Origin of the sequence: Rhodoferax sp. (assembly GCF_023701345.1) — a bacterium.
Classification (GTDB): domain Bacteria; phylum Pseudomonadota; class Gammaproteobacteria; order Burkholderiales; family Burkholderiaceae_C; genus Rhodoferax.
Genome location: NZ_JAMPXE010000023.1, coordinates 1 through 24,565 on the forward strand (window position 1 = coordinate 1; position 24,565 = coordinate 24,565).

24 protein-coding genes and 1 tRNA gene are annotated in these 24,565 nt (G+C 60.9%); 15 read left to right on the forward strand and 10 right to left on the reverse strand.

The features are described 5' to 3' along the window. The first annotated feature begins 419 nt into the window (after nt 1-419). The 6 genes from NDI87_RS05045 to glcF all read left to right on the forward strand — a co-directional run bounded on the left by NDI87_RS05045 (nt 420) and on the right by glcF (nt 5,014). Nucleotides 420-1,397: an SMP-30/gluconolactonase/LRE family protein gene (locus NDI87_RS05045; RefSeq protein ID WP_296273713.1), complete on the forward strand. Its 978-nt coding sequence runs from the start codon at nt 420-422 to the stop codon at nt 1,395-1,397. A 111-nt stretch (nt 1,398-1,508) separates the two neighbouring features. Further along, nucleotides 1,509-1,820, forward strand: coding sequence for a DUF883 family protein (locus tag NDI87_RS05050; RefSeq protein ID WP_296273714.1), 312 nt, complete (start codon nt 1,509-1,511; stop codon nt 1,818-1,820). A 5-nt stretch (nt 1,821-1,825) separates the two neighbouring features. Beyond that, entirely contained in the window at nt 1,826-2,221 is a 396-nt protein-coding gene (locus NDI87_RS05055) for a phage holin family protein (protein ID WP_296273715.1), read from the forward strand. Next, entirely contained in the window at nt 2,208-2,513 is a 306-nt protein-coding gene (locus NDI87_RS05060; protein ID WP_296273716.1) for a YqjK family protein, read from the forward strand. The genes NDI87_RS05055 and NDI87_RS05060 overlap by 14 nt, the downstream gene beginning before the upstream one ends. 116 nt (nt 2,514-2,629) lie before the next feature. Further along, entirely contained in the window at nt 2,630-3,766 is a 1,137-nt protein-coding gene (glcE, locus tag NDI87_RS05065; RefSeq protein ID WP_296273717.1) for a glycolate oxidase subunit GlcE, read from the forward strand. Between the two features lie 12 nt (nt 3,767-3,778). Continuing rightward, the gene (gene glcF, locus NDI87_RS05070; protein ID WP_296273718.1) at nt 3,779-5,014 is read left to right on the forward strand and encodes a glycolate oxidase subunit GlcF; all 1,236 of its coding nucleotides are present in this window, start codon (nt 3,779-3,781) and stop codon (nt 5,012-5,014) included. Between the two features lie 7 nt (nt 5,015-5,021). Here glcF and NDI87_RS05075 read toward each other — a convergent pair whose 3' ends face one another. The 5 genes from NDI87_RS05075 to NDI87_RS05095 all read right to left on the reverse strand — a co-directional run bounded on the left by NDI87_RS05075 (nt 5,022) and on the right by NDI87_RS05095 (nt 11,760). Then, nucleotides 5,022-5,666, reverse strand: coding sequence for an aspartate/glutamate racemase family protein (locus NDI87_RS05075; RefSeq protein WP_296273719.1), 645 nt, complete (start codon nt 5,664-5,666; stop codon nt 5,022-5,024). Then, a complete protein-coding gene (locus NDI87_RS05080; protein WP_296273720.1) occupies nt 5,663-8,245 on the reverse strand; it encodes a TRAP transporter permease in 2,583 nt (860 codons plus the stop codon). The genes NDI87_RS05075 and NDI87_RS05080 overlap by 4 nt, the downstream gene beginning before the upstream one ends. Before the next feature lie 103 nt (nt 8,246-8,348). After that, a complete protein-coding gene (locus tag NDI87_RS05085) occupies nt 8,349-9,323 on the reverse strand; it encodes a TAXI family TRAP transporter solute-binding subunit (RefSeq protein WP_296273721.1) in 975 nt (324 codons plus the stop codon). Between the two features lie 146 nt (nt 9,324-9,469). Next, the gene (locus NDI87_RS05090; protein ID WP_296273722.1) at nt 9,470-10,843 is read right to left on the reverse strand and encodes an aspartate aminotransferase family protein; all 1,374 of its coding nucleotides are present in this window, start codon (nt 10,841-10,843) and stop codon (nt 9,470-9,472) included. A 41-nt stretch (nt 10,844-10,884) separates the two neighbouring features. Beyond that, nucleotides 10,885-11,760 carry a MurR/RpiR family transcriptional regulator gene (locus NDI87_RS05095; RefSeq protein ID WP_296273723.1) on the reverse strand — a complete coding sequence of 292 codons (876 nt, stop codon included), beginning with the start codon at nt 11,758-11,760 and terminating at the stop codon, nt 10,885-10,887. Nucleotides 11,761-11,863: 103 nt separating this feature from the next. On the opposite strand from NDI87_RS05095, the gene NDI87_RS05100 reads away from it, so the two are divergent. The 6 genes from NDI87_RS05100 (at nt 11,864) to NDI87_RS05125 (ending at nt 17,101) form a co-directional block, all read left to right on the forward strand. Beyond that, entirely contained in the window at nt 11,864-12,754 is an 891-nt protein-coding gene (locus tag NDI87_RS05100; RefSeq protein WP_296273724.1) for a D-amino acid aminotransferase, read from the forward strand. Further along, nucleotides 12,751-13,494: a nucleotidyltransferase family protein gene (locus NDI87_RS05105; RefSeq protein ID WP_296273725.1), complete on the forward strand. Its 744-nt coding sequence runs from the start codon at nt 12,751-12,753 to the stop codon at nt 13,492-13,494. Before NDI87_RS05100 ends, NDI87_RS05105 begins: the two co-directional genes overlap by 4 nt. Before the next feature lie 69 nt (nt 13,495-13,563). Continuing rightward, nucleotides 13,564-14,778 (forward strand): ATP-binding protein, encoded by a 1,215-nt coding sequence (locus NDI87_RS05110; protein ID WP_296273726.1) that lies wholly within the window; start codon nt 13,564-13,566, stop codon nt 14,776-14,778. 3 nt (nt 14,779-14,781) lie between these two features. Further along, on the forward strand, nt 14,782-16,182 hold the full coding sequence (locus tag NDI87_RS05115) for an aminopeptidase P N-terminal domain-containing protein (RefSeq protein WP_296273727.1): 1,401 nt from the start codon (nt 14,782-14,784) through the stop codon (nt 16,180-16,182). A gap of 91 nt (nt 16,183-16,273) precedes the next feature. Beyond that, the gene (locus NDI87_RS05120) at nt 16,274-16,729 is read left to right on the forward strand and encodes a ferritin-like domain-containing protein (RefSeq protein WP_296273728.1); all 456 of its coding nucleotides are present in this window, start codon (nt 16,274-16,276) and stop codon (nt 16,727-16,729) included. A 177-nt stretch (nt 16,730-16,906) separates the two neighbouring features. After that, nucleotides 16,907-17,101: a MaoC/PaaZ C-terminal domain-containing protein gene (locus NDI87_RS05125; protein ID WP_296273729.1), complete on the forward strand. Its 195-nt coding sequence runs from the start codon at nt 16,907-16,909 to the stop codon at nt 17,099-17,101. A 46-nt stretch (nt 17,102-17,147) separates the two neighbouring features. Here the strand turns inward: NDI87_RS05125 and NDI87_RS05130 are convergent, their stop codons facing one another. The 3 genes from NDI87_RS05130 to NDI87_RS05140 form a co-directional block, all read right to left on the reverse strand. Beyond that, entirely contained in the window at nt 17,148-17,858 is a 711-nt protein-coding gene (locus tag NDI87_RS05130) for a DUF6538 domain-containing protein (RefSeq protein WP_296273730.1), read from the reverse strand. A gap of 82 nt (nt 17,859-17,940) precedes the next feature. Continuing rightward, nucleotides 17,941-18,016 (reverse strand) — tRNA-Arg (locus tag NDI87_RS05135). Then, the gene (locus NDI87_RS05140) at nt 18,007-18,330 is read right to left on the reverse strand and encodes a hypothetical protein (RefSeq protein ID WP_296273731.1); all 324 of its coding nucleotides are present in this window, start codon (nt 18,328-18,330) and stop codon (nt 18,007-18,009) included. The genes NDI87_RS05135 and NDI87_RS05140 overlap by 10 nt, the downstream gene beginning before the upstream one ends. Nucleotides 18,331-18,437: 107 nt before the next feature. Here NDI87_RS05140 and NDI87_RS05145 point away from each other — a divergent pair, with 107 nt between their 5' ends. Together NDI87_RS05145 and NDI87_RS05150 are read left to right on the forward strand one after the other, a co-directional pair. Beyond that, nucleotides 18,438-19,478: a Gfo/Idh/MocA family oxidoreductase gene (locus tag NDI87_RS05145; RefSeq protein WP_296273732.1), complete on the forward strand. Its 1,041-nt coding sequence runs from the start codon at nt 18,438-18,440 to the stop codon at nt 19,476-19,478. A 60-nt stretch (nt 19,479-19,538) separates the two neighbouring features. Continuing rightward, nucleotides 19,539-20,405 (forward strand): IclR family transcriptional regulator C-terminal domain-containing protein, encoded by an 867-nt coding sequence (locus tag NDI87_RS05150; protein ID WP_296273733.1) that lies wholly within the window; start codon nt 19,539-19,541, stop codon nt 20,403-20,405. Between the two features lie 36 nt (nt 20,406-20,441). Here the strand turns inward: NDI87_RS05150 and NDI87_RS05155 are convergent, their stop codons facing one another. Continuing rightward, a complete protein-coding gene (locus NDI87_RS05155; protein ID WP_296273734.1) occupies nt 20,442-21,155 on the reverse strand; it encodes a GntR family transcriptional regulator in 714 nt (237 codons plus the stop codon). Between the two features lie 53 nt (nt 21,156-21,208). After that, a complete protein-coding gene (locus NDI87_RS05160) occupies nt 21,209-23,212 on the reverse strand; it encodes an FAD-dependent oxidoreductase (RefSeq protein WP_366028361.1) in 2,004 nt (667 codons plus the stop codon). Between the two features lie 352 nt (nt 23,213-23,564). Between NDI87_RS05160 and dctP the strand changes: the two genes are divergently transcribed. Then, nucleotides 23,565-24,554, forward strand: coding sequence for a TRAP transporter substrate-binding protein DctP (dctP, locus tag NDI87_RS05165; RefSeq protein WP_296273735.1), 990 nt, complete (start codon nt 23,565-23,567; stop codon nt 24,552-24,554). The last annotated feature ends 11 nt before the right edge of the window (nt 24,555-24,565 follow it).

The window sequence follows — 24,565 nt, forward strand, 5'->3', positions numbered from 1 at the left end:
AGCTAGGCCTTTGATGGTACGCCGATTACAGGGCCAACAAACAAAACCTAAACGACGCTTGTTTCTGACTTCAAACCACAGCTACGGGTGACAGAAAGTTGCAATTGGATTGCCCTGAAGCGGGCAATGGCGGTTGTCAGGTTACGCTGCAGAACGGCCAACAAAGCTGGCACGAATTTCCAAAGTTCTTGTTTTCTTGCTCAACCACTAACCACGCTCACCGGCAGGATAAGGGCTGGGGTGGCGGCCGATTTCTGGGCGTTTGACAGTATGAGGCCGCCGCCCCAGCCCTTATCCTGCCAGCCCCTCCCGCTGGCAGCAGCCTATTGGCCAGTCATGCGTGTTACCTAAGTTCCTCGCATAAGATGCACCGACGCCACCTTGGCACCCTGCACCATCGCCCACCACGAGAATAAACAATGATCCCCAACCCCGCCTACGCGCCAGAAGCCTGGCAAACCGTGACCCCGCACATCGCCGCCCTGGGCGAATCGCCGTTTTGGCACCCGCATGAACAGATGCTGTACTGGGTGGACATTTCAGGCAAACAGATTCTGCGGGCCAACATGGACATGGGCACGCTGGAAACCTGGGACCTGCCCAGCGAACCCGGCTGCATCGCCCCGGCGGCCAGCGGCGGGCTGGTGATGGCGCTGCGCCACGGTGTTTTCAGGGCGCAGACCTGGGGCGGCCCGCTGCAGCTTTTGACCACGCTTGGCTATGACCCCACGCACATGCGCGCCAACGACGGCAAGTGCGACGCGCTGGGGCGCTTCTGGGTGGGCACCATTGACGAAACGCGGACCTTGCACAATGCCGCCCTGTTTTGCATTGACGCCCGAAACTCAGGCAGCACCGGCGTCGCGCAAGTGCGCTGCATGATCAACCCGACGGATCGGCCCGCCACCACCGCCAACGGTCTGGCCTGGAGCCCGGACGGCAGCACCCTGTATTGGGCCGACACGCCCAGCCACGCCGTGTGGGCCTGGGACCATGACCAAAGCACCAACCGCCTGAGTGGCCAACGCGTCTTTGCCGACTTCAGGGCCAAACCCGAGGGCTGGTCAGCCGCTGCTTTGGATGCCAACAACGGCGGTTACCGGGGTCGCCCGGACGGCGCCGCGGTCGATGTGCAGGGCAACTACTGGGTCGCCATGTTCGAGGGCCGCCGGGTGTGCCAGTTTGCACCCGATGGCAGCCTGCTGGCCGAGTTTGCCGTGCCGCTGCAATGCCCCACCATGCCGTGTTTTGGCGGCGCAGACCGCAAAACCCTGTACCTGACCAGCGCCCGCCACCACCGCAGCGCAGCTGAACTGGCGGCGTATCCGTTGTCCGGTTCGGTGTTGTCGATGCGGGTTGAGGTGGCGGGTATGCCGGTCAACTTTTTCCAGGATTGATCAGCATGATATTTCTCATGCTTGTTACAACTAATCGTCTAAAAACGTGCATTCAGTCCTGACCGGGATTAAACTGAAAATTCCAGTTTTCAACCTCACAGGAGATTCATCATGTCAGACGCCCTGCAAAACAGCAAAGAAAAACTCATGGACGATCTGCACCAGGGCATTGCCGATGCAGAGGAGTTGCTGAAACTCACGGCCAACCAGGCCGGCGAAAGTGCCGTCCAATTGCGTGAGCGCGTCCGTGCTCGCATGAGCAAAGCCAAGGTCGAATTGCTCCATCTGCAACAGGCCACGGTAGAAAAGGCCAAGGCAGCCGGTCACGCCACCGACGTGTTTGTCCATGAAAATCCGTGGAAATCCATCGGCATCGCAGCCGGCGTGGGTCTGGTGGTCGGTCTGTTGATCAGTCGCCGCTAGCGCCCATGCCAGGCGACAACACCGGTCTGTTCGGCCAGTTGCAGCAGTCCTTGGGCACCGTCATTGAACTCTTGCGGGTTCGACTGGCCCTGCTGGGCACCGAGCTTGGGCTGGAAAAACAGCGCCTGGGCGCCGGGCTGTTTTGGGGTGCCACTGCTTTCATGTGTTTGACGGTGGCGGCGGTGCTGTTTTGCGGCTTTGTGATTTTGCTATTGTGGGACAGCTACCGCCTGGCCGCCGTGGGCGTTCTGGCCCTGCTCTTTTTGGCAGGCGGGCTGCTGTTGCTGCAAGCGGCCCAGCGCAGGCTCGGCGCCGAGTCCAACCTGTTCAGCACCAGCCTGGCAGAGCTGGAACGCGATCGCGCCAGCGTCACCTCAAGCGCGCCGCATGAGCCCCAATGAACTCCAGTTGCGCCAGCAGCGCCTGCTGATTCGCAGCACCGAGCTGCGCCTGCAGCTGCATGGCCAGTTGCACAGCCTGCAACGCCCGGCCGCCATGGCCGACCAGGTCAAGACCAGCCTGCTCTGGCTTTACCAGCATCCGCAATGGCCCGCCGCTGTGCTGGCGTTGTTGTTGATCCTCAAACCCCGCCGGGCGCTGGTGTGGACGGGCAAACTCTGGTGGTTCTGGAAATCTGCCCGTCTGTTGCGTCATTGGCGCGAAAACCTGCTGGCATATTTGGCGCAGCGCTAAAGAAAACAAGCTCGCCAGCGGCGCAATTTTTCGAACACAGGGTGTTCAAAAAATTCAATCAGTTTCCCATGACTTGTGTTCTACCATCGGGTTCGTCGCCTCACCTGTGAACACCCATGGACACCGCCCTGCAACACCTCACTGACCAAATTAACACCGCTGCGGCGCAGCGCACCCCCTTGCGCATTCGCGGTGGCGGCAGCAAAGACTTCTACGGCGAAACGTTGCAAGGCGTACTGCTCGACACCACGGCTTACCGTGGCATTGTGAGTTACGAGCCCAGCGAACTGGTGGTCACGGTGCGCGCCGGCACCCCGCTGGCCGAACTCGAAGGCGCCTTGGCTGAAAAAGGCCAGTGCCTGGCGTTCGAGCCGCCCCGCTTTGGCAGGGCCAACGGCACCTGCGGCGGCATGGTGGCGGCGGGCTTGAGCGGCCCGGCGCGGGCCAGCATGGGCGGCGTGCGTGACTATGTGCTGGGCGTGCAGTTCGTCAATGGCCGTGGCGAACACCTCACCTTTGGCGGCCAGGTCATGAAAAACGTGGCCGGTTATGACGTGTCACGGCTGATGGTGGGGGCCATGGGCACGCTGGGTCTGCTCACCGAGATCTCGCTCAAGGTGCTGCCGGTGGCACCGGCCGAGGCCACGCTGGTGTTTGAGCTCGACCAGGTCAACGCCCTGGCGCAACTGCACCGCTGGGGTGCACAGCCGCTGCCGCTCAATGCCAGTTGCTGGGTGCGCGACGACACCGCCCCCAACACCCCCGAATTGTTGTTTGTGCGCTTGCGTGGTGCCGTGGCGGCAGTGGAGTCGGCCTGCACCAGGATGCTGGCCGACGTGCCCGGCAACCGCATGGACAACGCCCAGGCCGGGCCCGACTGGACCGCCTGCCGCGACCTGAAACTGCCTTTCTTTACGGCACCTGTCGCGCCCGCCGAGCCGCTGGCGCTGTGGCGCTTGAGCGTGCCGCAAACTGCGCCGGTGCTGGACCTGCCCTGGCCCCAGTTGGTGGAGTGGCATGGCGGCCAGCGCTGGCTCTGGGCCCCGGCATCGGCGCGGGAACAGTTGCGCCAAGCCGTCGCCGCGGCAGGCGGTTCCGCCAGCGTCTTCATAGCTGCCAGCGACACCACAACGGGCGCTAAAAACTGCTTCAGTCCCTTGAGCCCCGCCATCGCGCAAATCCACCGCCGCCTCAAGGCCGAATTTGACCCGGCAGGCATCTTTAATCCGGGTCGCGTGTACGCCGGCATGTAAAAACAAAAGCCTATGCAAACTCAACTCAGCGCCCAATACCAGGGCACGCCCGATGGCCTGGCGGCCGAAGCCATTCTGCGCAAATGCGTGCACTGCGGTTTTTGCACCGCCACCTGCCCCACCTACCAGTTGCTCGGCGACGAGCTGGATGGCCCGCGCGGGCGCATTTACCTGATGAAACAGGTGCTCGAAGGCGCGGTGCCAACCCGCAAGACCCAAATGCACCTGGACCGCTGCCTGACCTGTCGCAACTGTGAAACCACCTGCCCCAGCGGTGTCCAATACGGCCATTTGCTTGACATTGGCCGCAAGCTGGTCGACGCCCAGGTACCGCGCCCGGCGGGCGAGCGCGCGCTGCGCTGGGCGCTCAAGGAAGGCCTGCCGTCACCCGCTTTTGGCCCGGCCATGGCCGTGGGCCAACTGGTGCGGTCGCTGCTGCCCAAGACGCTACAGAACAAGGTGCCGGCCAAACAGCACGCCGGCCTCACGCCCACACGCACGCTCAGCCGCAAGGTACTGGTGCTGGCCGGTTGCGTGCAACCCGCCATGAGCCCCAACATCAACAGCGCCACGGCCCGGGTCTTTGATGCCGCCGGCATCCAGTGCGTGGTGGCGCCCAAGGCGGGTTGTTGCGGCGCCGTCAAGTTTCATCTCAACGACCAGGAGGGTGGCATGGCGCAGATGCGCGCCAACATCGACGCCTGGTGGCCATCGATTGAAGCCGGCGTGGAGGGCATCGTCATCAACGCGTCGGGCTGCGGCGTCACCGTCAAGGACTACGGCCACATCCTGCGGGATGACCCCGCTTACGCCGCCAAGGCGCGGCGCGTGAGCGAACTCACCCAGGACGTCAGCGAATGGCTGCCCGAGCTGGTGGACAAACTCAAAAATCGGGTGGCAGGCAGCGCCAGCCGCATCGCCTTTCATCCACCCTGCTCGATGCAACACGGCATGCAATTGCGCGGCGGCGTCGAGAAATACATGGGCGAGTTGGGTTTCAACGTCAAGACCACCGGCTGCGAGGCCCACCTGTGCTGCGGCTCGGCGGGCACCTACAGCGTGCTCAACCCGACACTGTCTTACCAGCTAAGAGACCGCAAACTGGGCAAACTGGCCACCACCTTTGGCGACCAGGCGCCCGAGCAAATCGTGTCAGCCAACATCGGCTGCATCACGCACCTGCAAAGCGGCACCGACACGCCGGTGCGGCACTGGATTGAAGTGCTCGACGAAGCACTGCAAAAATAAGCTGCAATCACGCCCCGAGGCGCTGGCGCAACACGCGCACGGCACTGGCGGGTGTGCTCAGCACTGGCAGATCCAGCGCCTGGCGCACCGCTGCTTCGGCCCGCGCCATGCTGAACTGGGCCAGTGCAATCACCTCACAGCCCTGTTGCTGCAGCCAGCGCGCGGCGTCGACCACCAAGGCATCGTGACCAGCGGTGTCGCCCTGGTTGAGTGCTTCCAGGGCGCCTTCGGCCAAGCGGGTCCGCAGCGCCATGCCAGGCGGGAACTCGGCCGGCATCGAGACCAATGTCGGCGCAAATGAGGCAATCAGCCCGACGCGTTTGCCCGTTGCCACAGCCTCGGCCACCATGGCCTCGTTGGGCTTGAGTACCGGCATGTGCGGGCGCCGCGCGGCCACGACGTCAATACACGGCCCAAAGGCCGAGCAGGTGAACAGAACGGCCTGGGCGCCGGTGCCCTCGGCATAGGCTGCCAGCGCCTCGAAGCGCTGGTGCATGGCCGCATCGAGCCCGCGGCCACTGCGCGCCAGGTCGCTTGAGAGGCTGTCGTCAATCAGGTTCATGCGTTCACAGGCTGGCCAGGCGCGCGCCATCTCGGCGTTGATCGGCGCCACCGAGTGCGCCAGCGCATGGATCAGCGCGACACGGGTCATGGCTTGGTTTTGCGGGCACGGGCGCGCTGCAAGGCAATGACCAGCAGCAGCAAGGCCATGGCGGGCGGGAACATCCATTCCTTGGCGGGTCGATCGGCCGGTATTTCCGCCGAGACGATACGGAAGCCCTGCTCCATGCCGAGTTTTTCAGCGCGACTGCCAAAACGCACCTGCGTGATCAACAAGTCATCGCCCTGTGCCATCACATTGACACCGGCACTGGCAAAGCGCTCGCGCGCCGTGCCTTGGGGGCCCAGCGGCAGCAGCACCCCCTTGCGGATGTCCTTGGCGTCGATATTGGTGCCTTCAATCCAGATGCGCTTGCTGGCATTGGCAGGTTGCGCTTCAATCAACTGGCTGATTTGCGACGCCGGCACCTCGGTGTAGGGCGGATAAACCATGTCCCACCAGTAACCCGGACGGAACAGCGTGAACGTGATCAACAGCAAGGCGATGGTTTCATACCAACGCGACTTGATCAAGAAATGGCCCTGTGTCGCCGCCGCAAACACCAGCATGGCCACGGTGGCGCTGAGCACCGTCAAAATCAGGTGGAACGGCCCGTCCACACCGATCATCAGCAACTGGGTATTGAAAATGAACAAAAAGGGCAGGATGGCGGTGCGCATGCTGTAGAAAAATGCCGTGATGCCGGCCTTGATCGGGTCGCAGCGCGCAATGGCTGCCGCAGCAAATGAGGCCAGACCCACCGGCGGCGTGACGTCGGCCATCAAGCCAAAGTAGAAGACGAACAGGTGCACCGCAATCAGCGGCACGATCAGGCCGCTTTGTGCACCCAGCTCGACCACCACCGGCGCCATCAGCGTGGACACCACGATGTAGTTGGCCGTGGTCGGCAGGCCCATGCCCAAAATCAGGCTGATGACAGCCACCAGCACCAGCATCAGCATCAGGTTGCCGCCCGACAGCAGCTCGACAATCTCGGTCATGACCAGGCCAATGCCGGTCAACGACACCGTGCCGACAATGATGCCGGCCGCCGCCGTGGCCACACCAATGCCGATCATGTTGCGGGCCCCGATAGCCAGGCCGTCGATCAGGTCAAGCACCCCCTGGCGTGCCGCTTGGCCAAAATCGCTCCGGCCACGAAACCAGGAGATGATGGGTTTTTGCGTCAGCATGACAAAAATCATGAACATCGTGGCCCAGAAGGCCGACAGGCCCGGTGACATCTGCTCGACCATCAGGCACCAGATCAGCACCACCACGGCCAGCAGGTAATGCAGGCCCGATTTGACGGTGGGACCGGTTTCTGGCAGTTCGAACACGGGTGCATTCGGGTCATCGAGTTCCAGTTCGGGCTGCCGGGCGCCAAACCACAGCAAGCCGACATAGGCCGCCAGCAGTCCCACGCCGATTACCCAGACGGCCGAGTCACCCATCAGTGTCTTGATCCAGCCAATGCCCCAGTAGACTGCGCCCGACAGCACGACAAAACCAGCCAGGGTCAGGCCCAATGACAGCAGGCGCGAGCCGGCCGAGCCGGTATTGCGCCGCGGCAATCCCACCATGTTGTTTTTAAGGGCCTCAATGTGGACGATGTAGAGCAAGGCAATGTAGGAAATGATGGCCGGCAAAAAGGCATGCTTCATCACCTCGATATATGGAATACCCACATATTCCACCATCAGGAAAGCAGCAGCGCCCATCACCGGCGGCATCAATTGGCCGTTGACCGAGCTCGACACCTCGACGGCCGCCGCCTGGTCAGGGCGGTAACCCACGCGCTTCATGAGCGGAATGGTGAAGGTGCCGGTGGTCACCACATTGGCAATCGACGAGCCCGAAATGATGCCGGTGGCCGCTGACGACAGCACCGCCGCCTTGGCCGGGCCACCCCGCATGTGGCCGAGCAGCGCAAAGGCCGACTTGATGAAATAGTTGCCGGCACCGGCCTTGTCCAGCAAGGAGCCAAACAGCACAAACAAGAAGATGAAGCTACTGGAAACACCCAGCGCCACGCCAAACACGCCCTCTGTGGTGAGCCACTGGTGGCTCATGGCTCGGCTCAGCGAAAAACCGCGGTGGGCAATCATGTCGGGCATGAAGGGGCCGCCAAAGGTATAACCCAGAAAAACCAGCGCCACAATCACCATCGGCAGGCCCAGCACCCGGCGCGTGGCCTCCAGCAGCAGCGCGATACCGACCAAACCGGTGTAAACGTCCATCGAGGTCGGTTGCCCCGGACGGGTCGCCAACTCACGGTAAAACAGGAACAGGTAGGCGGCACAAAAAGTGCCCACGATGGCAAAGATCCAGTCTGTCACCGGCACGCGGTCGCTTTGTGAGCGCTTGAAAGCCGGGTAAGACATGAAAGACAGGAACACCGCAAAGGACAGGTGGATGGCCCGCGTTTCGGTGTCGTTGAAGACCAGCACACCGGTACTGAACGGCAGCGGCGATGCGATCCATAATTGAAACAAGGACCAGGCCAGCGCCACATAGAGTAAGAAACGCTTCATTGCCGGGCCGGGGTTGCGCGCACCGGTGTCGTTGTCGGCGACGAACTTCTGGACGTCAATCTCAGGCACCTTGTCCGTTGCGGTTGCTGTTGTCATACGGATCTCTCTAATAATTAGTGATGTTTTTGTCAACAAAAAAGCTCTGACGCGTCAGAGCTTTTTTTGCGGTTTCAGCCTGTGGCAGCTGGACGTGATCAGATTACATCCAGCCTTTTTCCTTGTAGTACTTGACAGCGCCGGGGTGCAGCGGTGCCGACAGGCCATCCTTGATCATGTTCTTGGGATTCAGGCCGATGAAGGCGGGGTGCAATTTCTTGAACTCGTCAAAATTCTCGAACACCGCCTTGACCAACTCGTACACGGTGGCATCAGGTACCTTGGCCGAGCTCACAAACGAGGCCAGCACACCATAGGTGCGGGTCGGGTTCGGATGGCCCGCATACAAGCCGCCAGGAATGTCCACCGCAGCGTAATAGCTGTTGGCCTTGACCAGTTTGTCCACGGCCGGGCCGGTGATCGGCACCAGCTTGGCGCCGCAGGTGGTGATCGGGTCCTGAATGTTGGCGCTCGGGTGACCCACGCCGTAGAAGAAGGCATCGATCTTGTTGTCACACAGGGCTGCACCGTGCTCGTCGGCCTTGAGTTCGGCAGCCAGACCAAAGTCTGAAGTCTTCCAGTTCATACCAGTCAACAATTCGTCCATGGCGGCGCGGCTGCCCGAGCCGGGGTTACCGACGTTCATGCGTTTGCCCTTGAGGTCTTCAAACTTGGCCACGTTGGCTTCCTTGCGGGCCAGCACCGTGAAAGGCTCGGGGTGAATCGAGAACACGGCACGCAAGTCGGTGTGCTTGCCGTCTTTCTCGAACTGCTTGGCGCCGTTGAAGGCGTTGTACTGCACATCGGACTGGGACACGCCAAAGTCAAGCTCGCCCGCCTTGATGGTGTTGATGTTCACCACTGAACCACCGGTGGACTCCACCGAGCAACGGTAGCCATGCTTGGCGCGGTCCTTGTTGACCAGGCGGCAAATGGCGCCACCAGCCGCGTAGTACACACCCGTGACACCCCCGGTGCCAATGGTCATGAATTTTTGCTGCGCCTGCACGCTGCTCACGGGGGCCAGCATGGCGGCAGCAGCGGCAACGGCGCTGACATAGAAGGACAATTTCTTCATGGGATCTCCAGTATTAAAAATTTCGACTGACTTAAAAAACGATCTGTTTACAGAATGTGGCATCTTAGATCAAAGATAGACCCCCCTTCGGTTGAATAAGTAAATAGTTACCCTGTTTTTTTATGCAATTTGCGCATATTGCCGCATCAGGCCGGCATAGCGGCATCGACGGCCCGGGCCAGGCGCTCCACAATCTGCACCAGTTCGTCTTCGCTGGCAATGAAGGGCGGGGCCAGCAAAATGTGGTCGCCGCAACGCCCGTCCACCGTGCCGCCCATCGGGTAAACCATCAGGCCCAGCGCCATCGCCTCACGCTTGATGCGGGCATGTAATTTAAGCGCCGGGTCAAACCACTGGCGCGACGCCCGGTCCGCCACCAGCTCCAGCCCCCAGAACAAGCCGCGGCCGCGGATGTCGCCCACATGGGGGTGATCGGCAAACGTCTGTTTGAGCAAGCCAAGCAGGGTCTGGCCCCGTGCCCGCACCTGTGCCACCAGGCCGTCGCGCTGAATCACCCGCTGCACCGCGAGGGCGGCAGCACATGCCACTGCATGGCCGAGGTAGGTATGGCCGTGCTGGAACATGCCGCTGCCTGCCCTGAATACTTCCACCAGCTTCTTCTGCGCCAGCACCGCGCCAATCGGCTGGTAGCCGCCACCCAGGCCCTTGGCGATGGCCAGCAGGTCAGGCACCACGCCCTCCTGCTCGCAGGCGTGCAGCGAGCCGGTGCGGCCCATGCCGCACATCACCTCGTCCAGAATCAGCAAAATGCCGTGGCGGTCGCAGAGCTCCCGGATGGCCTTGAAATAGCCCGGCACGGCGGTCAGCACGCCGGCCGTGGCGCCACCCACGGTTTCGGCCACAAAGGCCATGACGTTTTCCGGCCCAAGGCGCTCAAAGGTCTGCTCAAGCTCAGCCACCAGCCGCTGGCCATAGGCTTCTGGCGTTTCATCGGGCGCGCGGTCGCGGTATTCGTAGCAGGGCGCCACATGGGCGACGTCGATCAGCAGCGGCTGAAACTGGGCGCGCCGCCATGCGTTGCCCCCCACGGCCAGCGCGCCCAGGGTGTTGCCATGGTAGCTTTGACGACGCGCGACAAAATGGCGCCGTTGCGGCTGGCCGATCTCGACGAAATACTGCCGCGCCATTTTGAGCGCGGCCTCCATCGCTTCCGAGCCGCCACTGACAAAGTAGGCATGGCTCATGCCGGCCGGTGCCGACGCGATCAGCACGTCGGCCAGTTCCTCGGCCACTTCGGTGGTGAAAAAGCTGGTGTGGGCATAGGCCAGCCGGTCAATCTGGGCGTGCATGGCCGCCAGCACCTCGGGGTGACCATGGCCCAGGCAGGACACGGCGGCACCGCCGCAGGCATCCAGGTAAGTTTTGCCGCTCGCATCAAGCAGGGTGATGCCCCGGCCTGACACCGCCAGCGGCAATTCGTGCTGCAACTGGCGGTGGAACACATGGGTGCCCTCCGGGCTGATCACGGTTGACTGGGGTGCGGGGTGGGATGGCTGCATGGTGAATTCCTTCGCAAAAAGATCAATAAAAGTTGATGTTGTCACTCTTGCCGTGGTGGTTTTTTGTCCCAGTACGCTTTGGCTTTCTGCAGACCCTGCTGGCGCTGCGTCAGCCGTTGCAGCACGGCAGCACCGCCCTGCTCGGCTACACATTCCACCAGCGCTTCTGCCAGTGCCAGGGCCCCGGTCATCGAGTGAAAAAACGAGGGCGATGCGGTATCAAACAACAGGGCGTGCTGCGCCAGTCGCGCCAGTGGCGACAAGCTGCTGTCGGTCAGCGCCAGCACCGGCACACCGCGACCATGGGCTTGCTGCGCTGCCTCGACGGTCTGTCGCGTGTAAGGGGCCTGGCTGACCACCACCAGCAGGTCGCTGGCGCGCAAGGCCAGCAACTGGTCGGCCCAGGCACCACCCGCATCGGTGGCCAGCCGGGTGTTGGCGCGCAGCCAGTCACAGGTGTAGTACAGGTGATAGGCAATACTGAAGCTGGCGCGCAAGCCGAGAAACAGCACCTCGTGTGCCGCCAGCATGGCCTGCGCCGCCGCCTGCAACTGCTCAGTGCTGTTGCGGCTGCGCACGGACTGAAGGTTCGCCACCTGCGCCTGCGCCAGGCGGTCTACGTTTTCAGTCAGCGGGTGGCTCGCCAGGGCGCTGGCGGCCGGGTTGGCCTGCCCCACCGATGCGGCAAAAGCCTGCATCGACGGCCGCCGCATGGCCTCAAAGCCATCCAGCCCCAAGGCCCGGGCCAGCCGCGTCATGGTGGCGGGCGCCACACCCGCCGCCAGCGCCGACTGCCGCATGGATTGCAACCCCAACTCGGCCGGATGCGCCTGCACCCAGCGCGCCGCGCGCTGCAGTTCAGGGCTCAGACGCTCAAAACGACTGTCCAGCAATTGGGTCAGATGGGAATAAGGCAAAATCCGGAATTGAAACAAATGAATTATTTGGATAATATAGAAACATTTGTTTCAAGTCCAGCAAATGTATTGCCCAGAATGTCAGCCCACGCATAATTCAGACATGAATACCTTACCCTCCCTGCCTTGCTACCTCAACGGTGAGTTCACCACCCTGCCCGATGCCAAAATCAGCGTCATGGACCGCGGCTTCATTTTTGGCGACGGTGTCTATGAAGTGGTGCCGGCCTATGGCGGCCAGTTGTTCCGTTTTGAACAACACATGGCGCGACTGGACCGCAGTCTGGCCGAGTTGCGCATGGCCAACCCGCTGACGCGCGGCCAGTGGGCCGACCTGGCGCTGCAATTGATGACCAGTTACGCCACCTCACAAGGCGCTGGCGTCAAGGATCTTGACCAGTTGATCTACATCCAGGTCACCCGCGGCGTGGCCATGCGCGACCATGTCATGCCCACCGACATCACCCCCACCGTGTTTGTCCTGACCAACGCCATGAAGCTGCCCACCGAGGCGCAGCGCAGCCAGGGCGTGGCCTGTGTCACGGCCGACGACTTCCGCTGGGAAAAAGCCCACATCAAGAGCACCAGTCTGCTGGGTGCGGTGTTTGCACGCCAGATCAGCTTTGATGCCGGCGCCATCGAAACCGTGATGTTCCGCGATGGTTTCTTGAGCGAGGCCGCCGCCAGCAACGTCTGGGTCGTCAAGGACGGCCAGGTGCTGGGTACACCCAAAGACCACCTGGTGCTCGAAGGCATCCGTTACGGCCTGATTGAAGAAATCTGCCGCGCCCGCGGCATCCCTTTTGAGCTGCGCCGCATCAGCCGCGAGGAAGTACGGCACGCCGATGAACTGCTGTTGTCGTCCGCGACCAAAGAAGTGCTGCCGGTGACCCTATTGGACGACCAGGCGATCGGCAACGGCAAGCCCGGCCCGGTGTATGCCCAGTTGTTCGCTGGCTACAGCGAGGCCAAAGCGCAGTCCAGACCACAATGAGCAGCCCGGCCACCGCCATGCTGCTGGCCGCCGGCCGGGGCGAACGCATGCGTCCGCTCACCGACCGCTGCCCCAAACCGCTGCTGAAAGTGCAGGGCAAGCCGCTGCTGCAATGGCACCTGGAAGCACTGCAACGGGACGGCTGCGAGCGGGTGCTGGTCAATACCGATTGGCTGGGCGAGCAGATCCTGCGGGCAGAGCACCCCCCCGGTCTGACCATGCACTACTCGCACGAAGGTCGCGACTTTGGCGGCGCGCTGGAAACCGCCGGTGGCATTGCGCGTGCCCTGCCGCTGCTCGACGAGGTGTTCTGGGTGCTGGCGGCCGATGTGTTCACGCCCGGCTTTGCATTCACCCAGTCGGCCGTTGAACGCTTTGCCGCCAGCGGTCTGCTGGCGCACCTGTGGCTGGTACCCAACCCGGCGCACAACCCGGGCGGCGACTTTGGCCTGCAAGCGGTATCACAAGGCCCGGCGCTGGCGCTCAACCTGGCCAAAGACGACCCGCGCCCGCGCCACACCTTTTCCACCATCGGCCTGTACCGGCGCGCGCTGTTCGAGGCGCCCTGGTGCGACATCGCTGCCGGCAACCCGCAGGGCATCAAGGCCGCGCTGGCACCGCTGTTGCGCCGTGCCATGGATCAGGGCCGGGTGTCTGCCGAGTTGTACCACGGTCCCTGGACCGACGTGGGCACGCCACAACGGCTGGCCGAACTCAATGCATTTGTTGAACATCCATGAGATGCGTCTTCAAAATACCTTGAAAATCCAAAGTAAACGTTTCGATTTTCAAGGTGTTAATATCGCATCATGATTGATCGAAGCCTGCTTTTTGAAGTGCTCACACAGCGGCTGACCGAGTCGCGTGCGCTGGCCCTGCTTGGTGCCAGGCAAGTTGGCAAGACCACACTGGCACAGCTGTACGCCACGCATCACAACTGCGTTTACTTTGATCTGGAGGACCCGCAGTCGCTTGAGCACCTGAGCCAGCCCATGGTGACCCTGGATGCGGCCCTGAGCGCTGGACGCACCATCGTGATCGATGAGGTGCAACGGCGGGCAGAACTGTTTCCGGTACTGCGCACACTGATCGACCGGCACGCCCGCAACAGTCAGTTTTTATTGTTGGGAAGCGCATCACCGCTGCTGTTGCAACAGTCTGGCGAGTCGCTGGCGGGGCGTCTGGGCTTGTTGTACATGAGCGGCGTGGCACTTTCGGAGTGGGCAAATACCGACAACAACAGCGGCGCCAAAGGCTTGTCTCCCGTTCGCATGAACCAACTCTGGCTACGCGGCGGGTTCCCACGGGCGCTGCTGGCGCCCTCTGCCCGAGCTGCCATGCGCTGGTTGCGCGACTACCTGTCACTGGTCATTGAGCGCGACATGCCCCAAATGGGTTTGAACGTACCGGCGCCGACCATGCAGCGATTCTGGCGTCTGCTGGCGCACTACCATGGCCAGACCTGGAATGCGGCTGAGCCGGCTCGCAGCCTGGGCGTGAGCGAGCCGACGGTGCGCAAATACCTGGACTTTTTGGTCGGCCTGCAACTCGTGCGTCAACTGCCACCGTGGCACGAAAATTTGGCCAAACGCCAGGTCAAGGCGCCCAAAATTTATGTCCGCGACAGCGGCTTGCTGCATTATTTGTGGGGAGTGGAGGAGGATGACGCGCTCTGGCTTCACCCCAAGAGCGGTGCCAGCTGGGAGGGTTTTGCCCTGGAACAGGTGCTGCACGTAGCACAACCTGATGAAGCTTATTTCTGGGCCACCCATTCGGGCGCAGAACTCGATCTGTTGATGTTCAAGCGGGGGCTGCGCGTGGGGGTGGAGTTCAAGCGCGTGGATGCCCCAAAAATCACGCCTTCCATGCTGATCGCCATCCAGGACCTGCACCTGGATGCCCTCTACGTGGTGTACCCCGGCCAGCGCCGTTATCACTTGCACCCGACAAGCGCCGCCATCAATGCCCCCATTGAAGCCATCCCGTTGAACGATCTGGCTACCCTACCTGCTGACTGGAACTAAACCATGCCCACCTCTCACATCAACACCCAGCCACACGCCCAGCGCCGCGCCATTCTGGCTCAGAAAATCGGCACCAATGGCATTGCCATCATCCCGACCGCGCCCGAGCAGCAACGCAACCGCGACAGCGACTTTCCGTACCGCGCTGACAGCTATTTTTATTACCTGACGGGGTTTACCGAACCCAAGGCCTGGTTGGTGCTGACCGGTGACGGCCGCAGCACGCTGTTTTGCCAGCCCAAGGACATGGAACGCGAAATTTGGGATGGCTACCGGCTCGGCCCCACGGCCGCCCCGGTCCAGCTGGCGCTGGATGCAGCTTATTCAGTGGCCGAACTGGATACCCAGTTGCCCGCCCTGATCGACGGCCGCGATGCCGTCTGGTACCCGTTTGCCACCCACAAGGGGCTGGAGACGCGCATTGACGGCTGGCTCGGCGGTCTGCGCGCGCGTGTGCGTTATGGCACGCTGTGCCCGCAAACCCAGCGCGACCTGTGCGGCGTGCTCGATGAAATGCGCCTGCTGAAAGATGCGCATGAGCAGGCCACCATGCAGCGCGCCGGGCGGATCAGTGCCAGCGCCCATATTCGCGCCATGCAAGTGTCCGCCAACATGCTGCGCGCCGGGCAGGAGGTGCGTGAATACCACCTGGAGGCCGAACTGCTGCACGAGTTTCGCCGCCACGGCTCCCAGTTCCCGGCCTACGGCTCGATCGTGGCCGCTGGCGCCAACGCCTGCGTGCTGCACTACCGCGCCGACCGCGGCCTGGTTCGCAACGGCGAGCTGGTGCTGATCGATGCCGCCTGCGAACTCGACGGTTACGCCAGCGACATCACGCGCACCTTCCCGGCCAATGGCAGATTCACCGGCCCGCAACGCACGCTCTACGAGCTGGTGCTGGCCGCGCAGGACGCAGCGGTAGCCGCCACCCGGGCGGGGGCGCGCTTTACCGACCCGCACGACGCGGCGGTCAAAGTGCTGGCGCAAGGCATGCTCGATGTGGGCCTGCTCGACGGCAACAAGGTCGGCAGTCTGGACGACGTGATCGAGAAACGGGCCTACTTCCAGTTTTACATGCACCGCACCGGCCACTGGATCGGCATGGACGTGCACGACTGCGGCGACTACACCGAGCCCGGCGAAATTGGCCAGGTCAGCACACGCAAGGACGCGCTCACCGGCGACACCATCAAGGACCGCCCGGCGCGCATTTTGCGCAGCGGCATGGCGCTCACCATCGAGCCCGGCATTTACGTGCGAGCGGCCGAGGGCGTGCCCGAGCACTTTCACAACATCGGCATCCGCATTGAAGACGACGCCATCGTCACGGACACCGGCTGCGAGCTGCTCACCCGCGACGTGCCAGTGCGGGTGGCCGAGATTGAGGCGCTGATGCGGGGGTGACACGGCTATCAAAAGGGAGGAAAATCAAATCGCCTCTTAATGATTAACGTTTTACGTCATCACGTTAGTCAATTCACAGAAAGGACACCTCATGGAAGACTCGACAAACAAAGCTGCCATCAATGCCCTGAATTGCATTATGGAACTCGAACTTGCGGGCGTAGTGAAATACACCCACTACTCACTTATGGTTTACGGGTACAACCGCATCCCGATCGTGTCCTGGATGAAGGGCAACGCCGACGAAAGCCTGACCCATGCCCACAAGGCAGGTGAACTGGTGACACTGCTCGGCGGGCACCCCTCCCTGAAAATCGGCTCTCTGCTGGAAACCGAAAAGCACGACATTGGCGACATCCTGCGTGAGAGCCTGGAGCATGAAAAAAATGCCTTGACCGCCTACTATGACTTGCTGAAGATCGTTGAAGGGCAATCCGTGCTCTTGGAAGAGTACGCCCGCGAGATGATCGTCAACGAGGAAATGCATTTGGACGAGGTCAACAAGATGATGCGTCGTCCCGGTGATACCGCCGCATTCAAGGGGTGAGCAACAAGGGTGACGTGGCGACTCCGGCCACGGCCCCAAATTAACGAGGCCAGATCGTGGCGGTCATCTCGCAGACCGCAAGCCGAGGGCTACGAAAAGAAGGGCGGCGACGGGTTCGGCCGTGGCCGATCTGCGCAGCGTCATGGTGGTCCGTCAGTCAAAACCGGAAGGTATCGCATGAAAGTCGCGAATTTCACTGACATCCAGCTGGGCGACGCCTTGCCAGGCCTGGTAGCGGGCCCTATCACACGACTTACCCTGGGTGTGTATGCCGGTACCTCCGGGGACTACAACCCGCTGCACATCGATTCGGACTTTGCCCGCCAGGCCGGCATGCCGGACATCTTTGCACACGGCATTCTTTCCTGCTGAAGATGTAGTGGTGCCCAATGCAGCCTTTTGGCTTGCTCTTGCAGCCTCAACGCGCTCTGGTTCGAGTACCGCAGCAAGTGAGCGGCGTAGCGCCTCCATTTCGCGGGCGCTGACTTCGATGCTGGCCAGTGCTAGCTTCACAGGTTCGTCTGGCACAAAACCTAAGGCGTTGTCCCCATCTGGGGCTGCAAACATTGTCATTACCGCCTCTCCAGTCACCAACAAGCTGGCTGCGATAGCCACGACACTGTTCTTGGGCACTGCCAAAACACCATTGGCGACGAAGGCACAGGCGCTGCTCGGCATTTTTCGGAACGATCATAGTTCCCAGCTCCCTGTCGTCCGGTACCAAGTCCGAAAACGGTAAAAGATAACCTATTGTTCCGGCAAATTTATGAAAAATACCCAAGCGTCCTTCTGACACGCTGCGAAGAATGTCATTCACAGCAAGACCCAACACCGAAGCCGCCTGCTCTATGGGCAAAAAGCTGCCTCCGGCAATGAGGGGGTGACCGTCTGCAATCTTGATGACGCTGTCGTGGTGCATATCGTTGTTGCCAAGAGCGAGCCGCTCAAGGTCCATGAGTTGTTGTCGCCAGCGGACCAACATGGTTGCCGCCACAATCTTGGCTATTGGCAAATGCTGAGTGCCCGTAGTTGCAACGAATTCTCGCTTACATACGATTCCACGCAGGCGAGCTGGAACCGTCAGACGCACAAAATAGATGCCGCTTGCGCGGCGCTGCAAATTCTCCATCGAGACACCCTTTGTATGAGGGTGCTGTAGAGGGCGCCGAAATGCTGATTTTTATTAATTAAATCAATACGTTATCGAGACATGGTGCGGCTGGCGGGGATCGAACCCACGACCCTCGGCTTCGGAGGCCGATACTCTATCCACTGAGCTACAGCCGCATTTTTCTGAAAAACTGCAAGAGAGCTATTCTCGCACATGAGCAGATTGGCATGAAATTCAAACCAAAGCTTGGCGTGTTATCCGCCGACGATACCGGGCTGGTTTGGCACGGATGGTCGTCTGGCAGCGGAATCAGGCGCATGCGGCTGTTGGAGCCAAAACTTAAGTTGGTCATCAATTCGCCGTATTCCACGATCGATTGCGAGACCGTCAGGCTCTCGGCCGGGTTGCCGTACGCAACGCCATCGCGACCGTTCCGCCGATATAGCCTGTAGCTCCCGTCAATAAAACTCTCATCCTCTGTCCCTTCCATGCTGACTGCGTGATGCAAATTCAGCAAACAGTCATTCGGAATGATACTGAGTCGGCTGCCGAAGCAAGTCAAAATGGTATTTTCACAGTGTGATCAAAGGACACGACATGAATCGAACCATCAAGTGGGGCGTTCTTGGCGCCGCCGCGATTGCGACCGAGCGCACGATGCCGGCAATGAACGAAGCCCAAAGCGCAACGTTGTTTGCCCTCGCCTCCCGCGATGAGTCGAAAGGCCGCGCCATGGCACAGTTGCATAAGGTACCACGCGTCTACACAAGTTATGCGGAATTGCTGGCAGACCCGGACATTGATGCGGTCTACATTCCGCTGCCAAACCAATTGCATTTTGAGTGGTCGGTGCGGGCGCTCGAAGCGGGCAAGCATGTGCTGTGCGAAAAGCCCCTTTGCCTGACTGCAGAGCAGGTCGCGCAGCTCTGCGCGGTGCGCGATCGCACCGGCAGACACATTGAAGAGGGTTTTGGATTTCGCAATCATCCACAATGGGAAAAACTGGACACGCTGCTCGCTGACCATAGCATCGGGCCTGTTCGCACGGTACATGCCGTGCTGGCCAAACAGTTTCTTGATCCGGCTGACATCCGCAACAACCCGGCAGCGGGTGGTGGTGCGCTTTTCGATCTGGGGTCTTATGCGATCAGCGCCTGCAACCTGATTTTCAAGCGCCCGCCAACGCATGTCGTTGCGGCGCTCGACTACGACCCGGCCTTCGGCATTGACCGGCTTTCCAGCGCCATGCTCGACTACGGCGGCCGCCATGCGATGTTCACCGTCGCCACCCAGTCCGGGCCTTCTGCTTGGGGTACCCACCAACAACTGTCCGTGTTAGGTGCCAAGGGCTGGCTGCGTCTGGATTTTCCGTTCGCACATGCACGGCCGAGTACTTGCCATATCGAACTTGGCAACGAGTCGAGCGTTGGCTCTTTCCCAACTACGACTTATACATTTGATCCGGTCAATCAGTACACCCTTCAGGTAGAACGCTTTTCGCGCTTCCTCCTCGGCGATGATGTCCCCAATTGGCCGATTGAGGATGCACTGGGGACGCTCCGCACGATTGAAGCACTGTTTGAATCGGCTGCTTGCCGTTCCTGGTGTGCGCTTTCATCAAACGCAGATGGAAAGTGAAACAATAGCGGCCTATTTCACGATGCCAGATTATTCAAGCAATTGGCCAGAAACGCAGCCATGACACAACGTCCGATTGAGCCAACCGGTCATAGCAGGGTAGCGGGGGGGCCAGCCATTTTTCCCGACCCCAATACCTTGCCGATTGCAAAGATCGACGAGTTTTGTGATGATCCGGATTTTGTGACTTCCTTGGCGCGTGGACTCGCGGTGTTGCTCGCGCTCTCTGACAAAAAACGGCACCTGTCGATTGCGCAAGTCAGTTACTGCACCGGTATCCCGCGCGCTGCCGTGCGAAGAAGCCTGCTTACTTTGGCCAAGCTCGGTTTTGCCGCCTGCGATGACACACACCAATTTTATTTGCGCCCGAGGGTGTTGTCATTCAGCCATGCCTACCTATCGGCGTCGCCGATTTCAATGCTGGCGCAACCGGTGCTGGATCGCCTCAGCGAATCCATTGGCGAGGCGTGTTCGCTGGCGGTGATGGATGGCGACGATATCGTTTACCTGTGCCGATCCACCTCCTCTCGCATCATGTCCCCGATCTTGAACGTCGGCCGACGCCAGCCGGCCTATTGCACGTCGCTTGGGAACATTTTGCTGTCTTTGTTGCCGCAGCAGGAATTGGACGCTTACCTGAACCGGGTGCACATTCTTCCGTTCACACCTTACGCCATAGACACGGTTGCGAAACTGCGCGTGCTGCTGGATAAAGTGCGCGAAGTTGGCTATTCGTTCATGAGTCAACAAACCGTACTGCTGCTGTGCTCCCTGGCGGTCCCGGTGTCTGACACCAGCGGCAACCATGTTGCGGCAATCAACGTGATTCGGCAAGGCCAGTTGTTGGAGGTCGATGAAATGACTGCGCGTTTTCTCGTGCCCTTGCAGAATGCCGCGAGGGAACTGGGTGCCTTGTTGACCCCTTGAGTCGTTGCACACAAGAACTGACTTCACCCCATCATTTCAGCTGATGGATTTCTTCTGGTGGCGATTTGCTGCGCGATAACCAACGCCCATGCGGGAGATATGCTCGTCGAGAATGGTTTCGGCGCGATCCAGCTTTCCCGCGGACAAGGCGGCGATGATCAGGCGATGTTCTGAAATGGATTTGTTGAGCAGGGTGTCCAGGCCAACCAGGTTATGCGTTCGCAGTGTCGCCACGCGCCCTGAAACAAGTTTGTAGGCCTCAATCAAGTACGGGTTGTTGCAGTGGTTCATGATGGCCTGATGGAAATCGGTATCGGCATGGGAGATGGCGAGACGGTCGCCGGTTTGCCTCGCTAGTTCCATGGCATCACTTGCCACGCGCATTTGCTGCAGCGCGTCCTCACGCCGGTACTCAAAACACAAACGCAGCGCGGTCACCTCCATGACCCGGCGAAATTCGCACAAGGCACCCACGTTTTCCTCTGTCGGCATGAAGACAAAGCTGCCAGACTGGGGCCGGATATCTATCAAGCCCTGAAGTTGCAATGCATTGAAGGCTTCGCGCACAGGCGTCCGGCTGACACCCAGCGCAGCCGCCAGCTTGAGCTCCGACAGCCCTTCGCCGAGCTTGAATTCGCCATTCTGGATGGCCTCGCGAATTTGCTCGGTGACACGCGCGGTGAGGGACGTCGCCACGCCAGTAGCTTGCGCTGGCGTTTTCTTCACGGTTTTGGCAGGACTTGCAATCATTTCGACTCCGTTTGGCAACCTCTCGCGTGCACGAACAATTCCAGCGAAGGATACTAGAGTCTGTGGCCCAACGCCGCCGCGTCATGGATGGCCTCAAGCGCCGTTCTGGGCTGCACGCAATCACCAAGCAGGAAAATCTCCGGCATACCGTCGCGACTGTAAAGCTCGTCCGCAACCTTGGTCACAGGCAACAGTGTGCGCGTCGGAACCACGATATCGATCGCTGTAAGTGTCGTGAGCTCCTGACCGTTCCACAACACGGCTTCGCGCTCCCCCAGCGCTTCGACTGTCGTCCCCAGATGCACTGTCACATTGGCGCGTTCGCGCAGCGCAGCGACCTGGAAGCGACGCGAGCGGCTGGCAATGTCTGTCGCAAGTTCCCTGGCCACATCGACCAAGACGACTTCGATTCCTTTTTCAGCAAGGACGCGCGCAACACCCACGCCCCGTATGCCGCCGCCGATGACCAGCGCGCGACCGATGCCACCGACCGGACGCCGCAGAATCTCGTAGGGATCGACCACCGGGCTGTCCATGATGCCGGGAATGGCCGGCAGGCCCGGCGCCGAACCGGTGGCGACGATGATGAGATCGGGACGTTCCGCCAAAGCAATCTCTGCTGTCGCATCAACCCCGAGTTCAAGGCGCACACCGGCTCGCATGGCTTCGTTGACCAGCCACGGAAGGTGTCCTGCCAGTTCTTCGCGTCCCGGCACCAGGCGGCTCAGCAGCAGCTGCCCGCCAGGCTCATGGTCGCGCTCGAAGACGGTCACCTGGTGCCCGCGCAGCGCGAGCACGCGCGCGCTCTCCAGCCCGGCGGGACCGCCACCAATGACAACGATCCGTTTCTTGGCCGCTGCCGGCCTGATCGCATATTCGCGCTCCCGCCCGGTGGTGGTGTTGACCAGGCAGACGATGGGCAAACCGCGCGCATGCATGTCGCTGCAACCCTGATTGCACGCGATGCAGGTGCAGATATCCGCCAGGCGGCCGGCGCGCGCCTTGTTCGGAAACTCGGGGTCGGCGTGCAGGGCGCGGCCCAGCGTCACAAAGTCGGAGACACCCGACTCCAACAGGTGTTCGGCTACGCTGGGATCGGTGATGCGCCCGGAAACGCTCACCGGCACATCGACATGCTTGCGTACTTCTTCAGCCAGCGGCGCAAGGACGCCCTGCTTCATTTCCATCGGCTGGGTGATCCACCAGTTGGTTTCGTACATGCCTGCTGAAACGTCAATCAGGTTCACACCCGCTGCCACCAGATGCGGCGCAATGGCACAGACATCGGCCAGCGTCAGGCCATTGTTCTGATGCTCGTCGCCACTGATGCGGAAGACCACCGGCATGTCTTTGTCGATCGAGCGGCGGATCGCGGCGATGACTTCCAGCGGAAACCGCATCCGGCCTGCCAGGTCGCCGCCATACCCGTCGTCCCGCTTGTTGCAGTAAGGTGACATGAACTGACTGAGCAGGTAGCCATGGGCGCCATGAATGCCGATGAAATCGCAACCCGCCTCCGCGGCCCGGCGCGCCGCCGAACCAAAACGTTCAACGAGTTCGGCGATCGATGCGTGATCCAGCGGACGCGGCGACCAGCCGCCGGCGCCCTCGTAGGGAACTGCCGAGGGCGCGCGCGATTCCAGGCCGCTGACCTCCGGATGCACGACCCGCCCGCCAAAGTTGAGCTCAGGACCGACCCGGCCGCCGTGCTTGTGCACCGCAGCGACCAAGCGCTCCAGCTGCGGGATCAGGTCATCGTCGTACAGGCCCATCTGGAATTCACGCCCCTTGCCGCGCGGATCGACATAGGTTGCCTCGGTGTACATCATGCCGACACCACCGCGTGCCCGGGCTTCCATATAGTCAATGTAGCGCTGCGTGATGCGCCCCTCGGCGGTGCAGTAGTTACGCTCCATCGGCGAACCGATGATCCGGTTTCTGACTTCCATCGAACCGACTAGTCCTGGCTGGAAGAGTTTCGGGAATCTCATCTTGACTTTCTCCTTCGGTACCTGCGAACCAGCGCAGGAAATAAAGCCACATGACGTCAATGCCATCTGGTGTGAATCAAACAATCTTTGTTTTGTGCAGATTGGTACCTCAGTCTATAAGATCAACCCCTGTCTGCGACTCGTTAACGGGCGCCTGTCGCCCCTTTTTACCCGCGCCATTGGGCTTCGATAAAGAGGCAAAAATATCAATAAAAATAAGGGTTTACCCGAACAAAACCAGTTTTTGCAAAACGGGGCGGCAGGCGCCCAGTAATACAGGGCAAGCCGGATGTGCACCGATACACTGAGGTACCAGACGCGCCATACGAGACCCTCAGCGGGCGAACGGCGCGGTCCCGGTGTTGTCCCGTTTTTTAACACCTGCGCTGGATTGCAGGACCTGAAGGAGAAACTCGCAATGATGAACCTTAACCGTCGCTCGGTACTCAAGGGCGCTGCCTCAATCGCAGTCGCCGCAGCAAGCACCATGAGCCTGGCCCAATCAAAAATTCAACTGATTTACTCGGATACGATTCCGGAGCAGGATCGCCGCGCCAAGCTGCTGATGCAGGAGTTTGGACCGGGCATTGGTCCTGAGTTTGATCTCAAGGCCTATTGGAGCGCGAGCCTGTTCAAACAAGGCACCGAGCTTCTCGCCATGCAGCGCGGCAACCTCGATATGGGAAACCTGTCGGTTGCAGATTTCCAACGCCAGATTCCGGCCTGGGGCATCGTCGGCGCACCTTACATTTTCCGTGACATCGAACACATGCAAAAAGTGTTCGCGAGCGACGTCGGCCAGCAACTGTTCAAGCTGGCCGAAGACCAGCTTGGTATCAAGGTGCTGAACGTGAACTACATCGGCATGCGGCACGTCAACCTCAAACCGAAGAAGAAGGTCATGACGCCGGCCGATCTGGCAGGCATCAAGTTGCGCATGCCTGCAGGCGAGGGCTGGCAGTTCGTCGGTACCGCGCTTGGCGCAAATCCGACGCCGATCGCCTACACCGAGGTCTACACCGCCCTGCAGACCGGCGCCATCGACGCGCAGGACAACCCCCTGCCCAACAACAAGGACATGAAGTTTCACGAGGTGACCACGCAGATTGTGCTGACCGGTCACATGGTGAACTTCAACCTGCTTTCGATCCGCAAGTCGAAGTGGGACACGCTCACGGCAGCGCAGAAGGAACGGGTGCAGAAAGCAGCGAACGCCTTCGGAACGGGCGTGACCGCAGCGTCGAAAAAAGAAGAGGAAGATCTCATTGCATTCTTCAAAGGACAGGGGCTTGACGTCTATACGCCCAATGTCAAAGCCTTCCGCGACTACGCGCTGGAGACGACCCGGAAGTCGAAGTACGTCAACGAATGGATCCCGGGCATGCTGGAGCGCATCAACGCGCTTTAAGACAGGCGCTT